Below are 7,781 nucleotides of genomic sequence, written 5' to 3'. Positions count from 1 at the left end.
CGCCTGGTTCGCCAGCAAGGCTGGCTCCTACGGGGCTGCGCTAGAACGCAAAAGGTGGTCAGCGACGACGCGGCTGGCGCTTGCGCTGTTCTTCGTCGGTCGGGATCGGCACCGGCTGCAACGGTGGCGGGAGCAAGCCCAATGCGACGGCGAGGTCGTGGAGCCAGTTGTACATGCGTTGGTTCATAATGCCCCCTTGACGGGTGGTCAATCAATCCTGCGATGCGTCATACAGATCATAGTCCCATGTCCTGTATCCCGCATGCTTCTGTTCTTACACATATGGGCGATTTTGACCCGGATCAAGCGCGGATGGCAGCTTCCGACGGTCGGTCAATCGTTTCGCTTTGTTGCAAATCAATCCAGGCCTGCAAATTTGCCCCACACATGCCCTGGCGCCACATCAGCCAGGTCTGCGCCTGGTCGAACGGCGCCTGCAACCGATGCACCCGCACCCGTTCATGGCCCGGCAGGCTGTCGAGCATCGACTGCGCCATCAACGCCACCCCCGCCCCGGCGATCACGCAGGCCAGCATGCTCTGGTACGACTCGATCTCCATCACCCGCCCCATGGGCGTGTGGGCATGGGCATACCAGGCTTCCAGGCGCATGCGGTACGAGCAGCCCTGTCGGAAGGTGAACACCGCCTTGCCCGCCACGTCGCGGGCCGTTTGCACCGGAGGGTGTTCCGGGCTGGTGATGAGCACCAGCACCTCATCGCACAAGGGCACGCCATCCAACCCGGCCAGGCTCGGTGGGCCATCCACCAGGGCCGCGTCGAGGGTGTGGCCGAGCAGGCCCTCGAGCAGCTCGCCACTGGGGGCGGCACGCACTTGAAGGTTCACCGCTGGGTAAGCCTGGTGATAGCGCGCCAGCAGCGCGGGCAGGTGAGTGGCCGCGCTGCTGTACATGGTGCCGAGCAGGAAGTCACCCGCCGGCTGGCCACCCTGCACTGCGGCCATGGCCTCGTCGCGCAGGGCCGCCAGGCGGTTGGCGTAGTCCAGCAGCACCTTGCCCGCTGGCGACAGCTGCAGACGCTGGCGCTCGCGCAGGAACAACTCCACCCCCAGTTGTTCCTCGAGCTGACGCAGGCGCGTCGACAGGTTCGATGGCACCCGGTGCAGGCGCTCGGCGGCACGGGTCACCGAGCCTTCCTCAGCCACGGCCTGGAAGATACGCAGTTGGCTGAACTCCATGAGATTCTCCAAAACAGAACAACTTGATCATCATTATTCAATTTTGCTGAAAGTCAATCCACCCTACCCTGCCAGCCATCGCATCCTTCGTGCAGGAGACGCTCCATGTCACCCTTCGTCCAACTGCTGGCCAGCGCCGTGGCGCTGATGATGGCCATGGGCATCGGCCGCTTCGCCCTCACCCCGCAACTGCCCCAACTGATCGCCGAGGGTCAGCTCGACCTGACCGCCGCGGGTCTGATCGCCGCCGCCAACTACCTGGGCTACTTCCTTGGCGCGGTGGACGGCATGTTCGCCCGCCAGCCGGCCCAGGTGCGCCTGCGCCTGCATGGCGGCCTGTGGCTGTGCGTGCTGCTGACCCTCGCCTCCTGGGCCGCCGACGGTTTCTGCAGCCACCTGTTGCTGCGCTTCGGTACTGGCGTGGCCAGCGCCTGGGTGCTGGTGATGATCACCAGCCTCAGTCAGCAGCTGGCCAACGCCCATGGCCAGCAGCGGCTGGGCGCCCTGGTATTCGCCGGCCCCGGCGCCGGCATCGCGCTGACCGGCCTGCTGGCCCTGGCCGCGCACCTGCTGGGGCTGGGCTCGGCAGCACTGTGGCTGATCTACGGGGTGGCAGCCCTGCTGATGCTGCTGGCTGTGCTGCCGTGCTTGCCACGGGCACTGGAACCCGCGCCAGCAGCAGCCCACGACGGCCCGACCCAGGGCACCGGCATCGGCCGTCTGGGCTTGGCCTATGCGCTGTACGGTATCGGCTACATCCTGCCCGCGACTTTCCTCGCGCAGATGGCCAACCAGCAGTTCCATGGCCAATGGCTGGCTGATCTGTTCTGGCCGGCGTTCGGCCTGGCCGCAGCGCTCGGCGTGGTGCTGGCCAGCCTGCGCCGCCCCGGTCACACCAGCGTCTGGTTGACCACCACGTTGTGGCTGCAAGGGCTGGGGGTACTGGCATGCCTGATGGGCGGCGGTATCGGCCTGGGGCTGGGGGTATTGCTGTGCGGCGGGCCGTTCCTGGCCTGCATGCAACTGGTAATGCAACGCTCGCGGGAGTTGGCGCCCCAGGCCACGCAGCGCAACGCCGGGCTGTTGACCGCCTGTTTTGCCCTGGGGCAGTTGAGCGGACCGTTGCTGGCGGCGTTGAGCAGCCATTTCAGCGGAGGCTTGCAACCGGCGCTGGTGCTGGCGGCGCTGGGGCTGGGGCTGGCCGGGATATTGGTGCTGGCCGGTGGTGCGTCGCGCTCGGTGATGAACCCATGTTCGCCAGCCTTGCCAGCGAATCCTAGCCCACGACCCTGCGCAACTGCTGGCGTACCCAACCCTCGGCACTGACCAATATCACCCCCAGCAGCACCATCACCGCGCCGATCACGAAGTTCAGGCTCAGCGGCTCATCCAGCAGCAGCACGCCAAAGGTCACGCCGAACAACGGCGTGATGAACGAGAACACCGCCAGGTTCGATGCCAGGTACCTGCGCAAAAGCCAGAACCAGGTCAGGTAGCTGATGAACGACACCACGATGCCCTGGAACAGCACACTGCCCACCGCCAGGGGCGTCAGGGCGAAGTCGGCGATCTGCCCGCTGAACAAGGCGATCGCCAGCAACCCGACGAAGCCCACCGCCAGTTGGTAGAACAGGGTCAAGGTCACCGGTGCCTCGGACAGCCGCGAGCCACGCACCACCACCGTGGTCGCGCCCCAGGCCAGCCCGGCCAGGATTGCCAGGCCATCGCCCAATAGCATGCGCCCATCGAGCTGCTCGAGCGACACGCCTCCGGCGAAGGCCAGGGCAATGCCACAGAAGGCCAGCAGGATGCCTAGCCACTGCAGCCAGCGCAGCCGCTCGCTGGGCATCATGAAATGCAGCCCCAGGGCGGTGAAGATCGGCGCGGTATAGAGAAACACCGACATGTGCGCCGCCGACGTCAGTTTCAGGCCCTCGGCAATGAACAGGAACTCCAGCCCGAACAATGCGCCGGCCAGCAGCCCAGCGCGCCAGGTGGTGCCCAGCAGCCCCCAGCCTTCACGCATGCACACCAGCAGGCCGACCAGCAGCGCGGCTATGCCATTACGAAATGCCGCCTGCATCACCGGGGCGATGTCCACGGCGGCCGACTTGATCAGCACTTGTTGGCAGCCCCATACCAGGCATAGCCCCAGCATGACCTGAAAAGCGAAGGCGTCGGGGTTCTTGCGGGCCGCGATCATACGCGCCCCCTTGGTTGTTGCAACGTCATGGGCAAGGCTCGGCAGTGGAATGGATCCCGATTATTAGACGTCGAGCCTTGCCGATACCAGCCTAAATTGCGCCTCCGGCGATTCGTGCCTCGGCAGCTAGCCGATCGAAGGTGTTCTCGTCCAGCGCGTCTTCCTGCTCATCCAGCACCTGGCGCGGGTGCTCGAAGCCGGGGATGCTGCTGTCGATCAGGCTGAGCAGGCGCGAGCCACGCTCGGTGAGCACGAAGTTCTCGCCGTTGCCGCCCTCCTCTTCGGGTCGGCTTTCGATGAAACCGCGCTCGAAGAGGATCTTTTCATACTCGCAGGCGCGGGTCTTCAGATGGTCCAGGTCGCCCGGCGCCTGGCCCTTGGCTGCCAGGGCCGCGGCATGTTGCTCGGCGTAGGGGCGTGGGGTGAAGCTGTGACCGGCGCCGTTCTGCACTTCGTGCAGCAAGCGTTCGATCAGGTCCCAGTCGTAGGTGCTCATGGAGGGGGCCTCCTGCTGTGGACGGATGGGGTACACAAGGTGTGACCCAGGAGCCCTTCCAGGTGTTCCACTTTTTACGTGTCTGAACTTTTGCCAGGCCCCGACCATCAACCAGTATCATGCCCTGCAGAGGCCTGGACGATGAAAACCTCAACCTGCATCACCCTGTTCGCCAGCCTGCTGTGCAGCGCCCCCACCTGGGCTTGCACGCCAGAGGAAGCCACCCATAAAAGAGAAGAACTGGCCGGGCTGGTCAGCCAGCTCACCGAGCAGAACCCGCAAAAGGCCAAGGAGATCAATGACGAACTCCAGGGCATGGAGCTCGGTACGGCGAGCAAGGACCTGCCAGACAAATGCCAGTTGATCGACAAACGCATCCAGGAACTGAAAGCCGCGGAAAAGAAGACCTGACTCGCCTGGCGGTCAGCGGCGTTGCTGGGCCTGCATGTACTGGCGCAGCAGCTGGTTGATGCGGGTCTGGTAGCCGGCGCCCTGCTCCTTGAACCAGGCCAGGACGTCGGCGTCGAGGCGGATGGTCACGGTCTGCTTGGCAGGCACCCGCAACTCGGCGCGGCTGAAGAAATCATCGTCGAGCTCGGGAATGTCCGAGGTATCGACGGGTGGCTGTTGCTCAGGGGTTGCGGATGGTTTCGACATAGCGCTGTTCCTCACGTCGAGTTGCTCGTCTGGCGGAAATGACTCGGATCACATCACCCTGCCTTTCGGTGTAGGCCACCACACAGACCCAGGCATTGATCCAGCCCATGCTGATCCAGCGCGGTTCCTCGTACGCGAACCGCTCATCACGCAGCACCAGCATCGGCTGGCGAAACATGAGCGTGACATCGTCGAAGTCGACGCCATGCTTGCGGATGTTGATTAGGTTCTTTTGCTGATTCCACTCAAATCGGATTGAGCCGTCGTATTTACATACGTACATACGCTACACCTCCTTGGCTATAGATGCCATAGGAGTCTGGTGGGCTGGCGACAAAGTGCCGGGGCAAAAGGGTAGTTTGGGAAATGGGCTACAAACGCCTGGGGAAGGCGTGAAGTAACCCGCCACCGTTGCAGTGGCGGGTTCGCTGCAAGGCGGCCTTTACTCAGCGGCAGGCTTGCGCTTTTTCAGCGGTGCCAGGCCATCGGCACTGGCTAACGGAGCCTTGTTCCTGGGCTTGGCGGCCGGCTTTTTCCTGGCGGCGCCCTTCTTGTCGGCGCCAGCTTTCTTCTCGACCTTTTTCTTCTTGCTGCCAGCGGCCTTGCCCGAGGCCTTGACCTTCTTCGGCCCGTTGTAGGTGCCCTTGACCTCCTTGATGACGCGGCGCTCGAACTGCTGCTTGAGGTAGCGCTCGATGCTCGACATCAGGTTCCAGTCGTTGTGGGTGATCAACGAGATCGCCAGGCCTTCGCCACCGGCACGGCCGGTCCGGCCGACACGGTGCACGTACTCGTCGCCGCTGCGCGGCATGTCGAAGTTGATCACCAGGTCCAGGCCGTCGATGTCCAGACCGCGGGCGGCGACATCGGTGGCCACCAGTACCTTGGAGCTACCCTGTTTGAAGCGCTCGATAGCCTGCTTGCGGTCTTTCTGGTCCTTCTCGCCGTGCAGCACGAAGGCCTTCACATCCTTGGCCACCAGATGACCGTAGATGCGGTCGGCCAGGGCGCGGGTGTTGGTGAAGATGATCGCCTTGTCGAAGGTCTCGTTGGCCAGCAGCCACTGCACGATGGCTTCTTTATGCTGGTCGTGGTCGGCAGTGATGACCTGCTGGCGAGTGCCTTCGGCCAGTTGCGAGACGCTGTTGAGCATCAGGTGCTCAGGGTCCTTCAACACCTTGCCGATGATGTCGCGCAAGGCCGCGCCGCCGGTGGTGGCGGAGAACAGCAAGGTCTGCTCGCGCTGCTCGCACTCCTTGCACAGGCGCTCCATGTCTTCGGCGAAGCCCATGTCGAGCATGCGGTCGGCTTCATCGAGGATCAGCACCTGCACGTGGGACAGGTCGAGGTTGCCGGCGTTGAGGTGCTCGAGCAGGCGGCCCGGGGTGCCGATCAGCACGTCAGGGACCTTGCGCAGCATCGCGGCCTGTTCCTTGAAGTCTTCACCGCCGGTGATCAGGCCCGCCTTGATGTAGGTGAACTGCGAGAACAGCTGCACTTGCTTGAGGGTCTGCTGGGCCAGCTCGCGGGTCGGCAGCAGGATCAGCGAGCGAATCTCCACGCGTCCGCCTTTCAGGTCGACCAGACGGTTGAGCAGCGGCAGGACGAAAGCCGCGGTCTTGCCGCTGCCGGTCTGCGCGGTCACCCGCAGGTCACGCCCTTGCAGGGCCAGGGGAATGGCCGCCGCCTGCACCGGGGTCGGCTCGACAAATTTCAGCTCGGCCACGGCTTTGAGCAGGCGTTCGTGCAGGGCGAATTGGGAAAACACGGGGGTAACCTCGGGCAAGTGCGAAAAATTCAAGTTGCATAGGGTAACGTTTTCCGCCGCCAGAACCGAATTTCTTTTGGCAACTTTGCGCCGATCCACGCTCTAATGTCGCCTCGTACCGCAATACAGACCGTTTCCAAGCCCATGGACATCCAACGTTTCTGGCGTGACGCCCTCGACCTGTGGGGCACGCTCGACCAACACCCGATGCTGCACGCCGCCCTCGGCCTTATCGTGCTGCTGCTCGTCTCGCTGCTGATCGGCCGCCTGGCGCGCTTTCTGATCCTGCATTCCACCCGCCTGCTGGCACGGCAACCGGCGCTGCGCTGGCTGGACGACCTGCGCCACAACAAAGTGCTGCACCGCCTGGCCCAGACCACCCCGTCGCTGGTGGTGCAGTTCGGCCTCAAGCTGGTGCCAGAGCTGTCCGCCACCGCCCAGCACTTCCTGGGCAACGTCGCCCTGGCCGTGACCTTGCTGTTCATGACCCGCGCCCTGTCGTGCCTGCTCGATGCCCTGCTGGACATCTACGCGCGCAGCGAACACGCCCGCACCCGCTCGATCAAGGGCTACATGCAGTTGGCCAAGATGATGCTGTGGATCTTCGCCGCCATCGTCATCGTCGCCACCCTGATCGATCGCTCGCCGCTGTTGCTGCTATCGGGCCTGGGCGCCATGTCGGCGGTACTGCTGTTGGTGTACAAGGACACCCTGCTGTCGTTCGTCGCCAGCGTGCAACTGACCAGCAACGACATGCTGCATGTCGGTGACTGGATCGAAATGCCCCAGGCCGGCGCCGATGGCGACGTGGTGGACATCACCCTGCACACGGTGAAGGTGCAGAACTTCGACAAGACCATCGTCTCGATCCCCACCTGGCGCCTGATGAGCGAGTCGTTCCGCAACTACCGCGGCATGCAGCAATCAGGCGGGCGGCGGATCAAGCGCAGCCTGTTCATCGACGCCGCCGGCGTGCGTTTTCTCAACGCCGAAGAACAGCGCCGCCTCGGCCAGGTCAGCCTGCTGGGCGACTACCTGAGCCAGAAGCGCCAGGAACTGCACCAATGGAACGAAGCCCTGGGCCCGGTGGCGGAACTGTCGGCCAACCGCCGCCAGCTGACCAACATCGGCACCTTCCGCGCCTTCGCCCTGGCGTACCTGAAAAGCCACCCCAACGTGCACCCGAACATGACCTGCATGGTCCGTCAGATGCAGACCACCGCCGAAGGCGTGCCGCTGGAAATCTACTGCTTCACCACCACCACGGTGTGGGCCGAGTACGAGCGCATCCAGGGCGATATCTTCGACTACCTGCTGGCGGTGCTGCCGGAGTTCGGGCTAAGTCTGTACCAGCAGCCGAGTGGCAATGACATGCGCGCAGGGCTCGCCGCCCGGCCGCAAGCACAACCGCAACCGCGCGGCCTGGAAACGCTGAGCGACGCATGAGCACTCAAGGCGCCC

The 7,781-nt window shown here is 64.1% G+C and carries 10 protein-coding genes; 3 read left to right on the top strand and 7 right to left on the bottom strand.

The window, feature by feature from the left end; all coding sequences use genetic code 11:
- Positions 1-58 precede the first annotated feature (58 nt).
- Together ACODS5_RS18035 and ptrR are read right to left on the bottom strand one after the other, a co-directional pair.
- Entirely contained in the window at positions 59-187 is a 129-nt protein-coding gene (locus tag ACODS5_RS18035; RefSeq protein WP_256660254.1) for a PA1414 family protein, read from the bottom strand.
- A gap of 115 nt (positions 188-302) precedes the next feature.
- Positions 303-1,196 (bottom strand): putrescine utilization regulator PtrR, encoded by an 894-nt coding sequence (gene ptrR, locus ACODS5_RS18030; RefSeq protein WP_134690994.1) that lies wholly within the window; start codon positions 1,194-1,196, stop codon positions 303-305.
- Between the two features lie 105 nt (positions 1,197-1,301).
- Here ptrR and ACODS5_RS18025 point away from each other — a divergent pair, with 105 nt between their 5' ends.
- The gene (locus tag ACODS5_RS18025; RefSeq protein ID WP_489109306.1) at positions 1,302-2,522 is read left to right on the top strand and encodes a YbfB/YjiJ family MFS transporter; all 1,221 of its coding nucleotides are present in this window, start codon (positions 1,302-1,304) and stop codon (positions 2,520-2,522) included.
- Here ACODS5_RS18025 and ACODS5_RS18020 read toward each other — a convergent pair.
- Both ACODS5_RS18020 and ACODS5_RS18015 read right to left on the bottom strand, forming a co-directional pair.
- Positions 2,473-3,399 carry a DMT family transporter gene (locus ACODS5_RS18020; protein WP_489109305.1) on the bottom strand — a complete coding sequence of 309 codons (927 nt, stop codon included), beginning with the start codon at positions 3,397-3,399 and terminating at the stop codon, positions 2,473-2,475. The two genes, ACODS5_RS18025 and ACODS5_RS18020, sit on opposite strands and share 50 nt — an antisense overlap.
- 91 nt (positions 3,400-3,490) lie before the next feature.
- Positions 3,491-3,895 (bottom strand): transcriptional regulator, encoded by a 405-nt coding sequence (locus ACODS5_RS18015; protein ID WP_489109304.1) that lies wholly within the window; start codon positions 3,893-3,895, stop codon positions 3,491-3,493.
- A 141-nt stretch (positions 3,896-4,036) separates the two neighbouring features.
- On the opposite strand from ACODS5_RS18015, the gene ACODS5_RS18010 reads away from it, so the two are divergent.
- On the top strand, positions 4,037-4,306 hold the full coding sequence (locus tag ACODS5_RS18010; RefSeq protein ID WP_134691001.1) for a hypothetical protein: 270 nt from the start codon (positions 4,037-4,039) through the stop codon (positions 4,304-4,306).
- A gap of 12 nt (positions 4,307-4,318) precedes the next feature.
- Here ACODS5_RS18010 and ACODS5_RS18005 read toward each other — a convergent pair whose 3' ends face one another.
- The 3 genes from ACODS5_RS18005 to ACODS5_RS17995 all read right to left on the bottom strand — a co-directional run bounded on the left by ACODS5_RS18005 (position 4,319) and on the right by ACODS5_RS17995 (position 6,320).
- On the bottom strand, positions 4,319-4,552 hold the full coding sequence (locus ACODS5_RS18005; RefSeq protein WP_134691003.1) for a BrnA antitoxin family protein: 234 nt from the start codon (positions 4,550-4,552) through the stop codon (positions 4,319-4,321).
- Complete coding sequence (locus ACODS5_RS18000; RefSeq protein WP_489109307.1) at positions 4,527-4,808, bottom strand: BrnT family toxin; 282 nt, start codon at positions 4,806-4,808, stop codon at positions 4,527-4,529. The genes ACODS5_RS18005 and ACODS5_RS18000 overlap by 26 nt, the downstream gene beginning before the upstream one ends.
- A 186-nt stretch (positions 4,809-4,994) precedes the next feature.
- Positions 4,995-6,320: a DEAD/DEAH box helicase gene (locus ACODS5_RS17995; RefSeq protein WP_489109303.1), complete on the bottom strand. Its 1,326-nt coding sequence runs from the start codon at positions 6,318-6,320 to the stop codon at positions 4,995-4,997.
- A 144-nt stretch (positions 6,321-6,464) separates the two neighbouring features.
- Between ACODS5_RS17995 and ACODS5_RS17990 the strand changes: the two genes are divergently transcribed.
- Complete coding sequence (locus tag ACODS5_RS17990; protein ID WP_134691007.1) at positions 6,465-7,766, top strand: mechanosensitive ion channel family protein; 1,302 nt, start codon at positions 6,465-6,467, stop codon at positions 7,764-7,766.
- Positions 7,767-7,781: the final 15 nt, after the last annotated feature.

Source organism: Pseudomonas sp. FG47, assembly GCF_057809115.1.
This window is presented reverse-complemented; position numbering and strand designations above follow the sequence as displayed.

Bases quoted from the DNA above. Each gene is read 5' to 3' on its own strand.
- ACODS5_RS17990 (WP_134691007.1), top strand. From the start codon at position 6,465: ATGGACATCCAACGTTTCTGGCGTGACGCCCTCGACCTGTGGGGCACG.
- ACODS5_RS18010 (WP_134691001.1), top strand. From the start codon at position 4,037: ATGAAAACCTCAACCTGCATCACCCTGTTCGCCAGCCTGCTGTGCAGC.
- ACODS5_RS18005 (WP_134691003.1), bottom strand. From the start codon at position 4,552: ATGTCGAAACCATCCGCAACCCCTGAGCAACAGCCACCCGTCGATACC.
- ACODS5_RS18015 (WP_489109304.1), bottom strand. From the start codon at position 3,895: ATGAGCACCTACGACTGGGACCTGATCGAACGCTTGCTGCACGAAGTG.
- ACODS5_RS18020 (WP_489109305.1), bottom strand. From the start codon at position 3,399: ATGATCGCGGCCCGCAAGAACCCCGACGCCTTCGCTTTTCAGGTCATG.
- ACODS5_RS18025 (WP_489109306.1), top strand. From the start codon at position 1,302: ATGTCACCCTTCGTCCAACTGCTGGCCAGCGCCGTGGCGCTGATGATG.
- ACODS5_RS18035 (WP_256660254.1), bottom strand. From the start codon at position 187: ATGAACCAACGCATGTACAACTGGCTCCACGACCTCGCCGTCGCATTG.
- ptrR (WP_134690994.1), bottom strand. From the start codon at position 1,196: ATGGAGTTCAGCCAACTGCGTATCTTCCAGGCCGTGGCTGAGGAAGGC.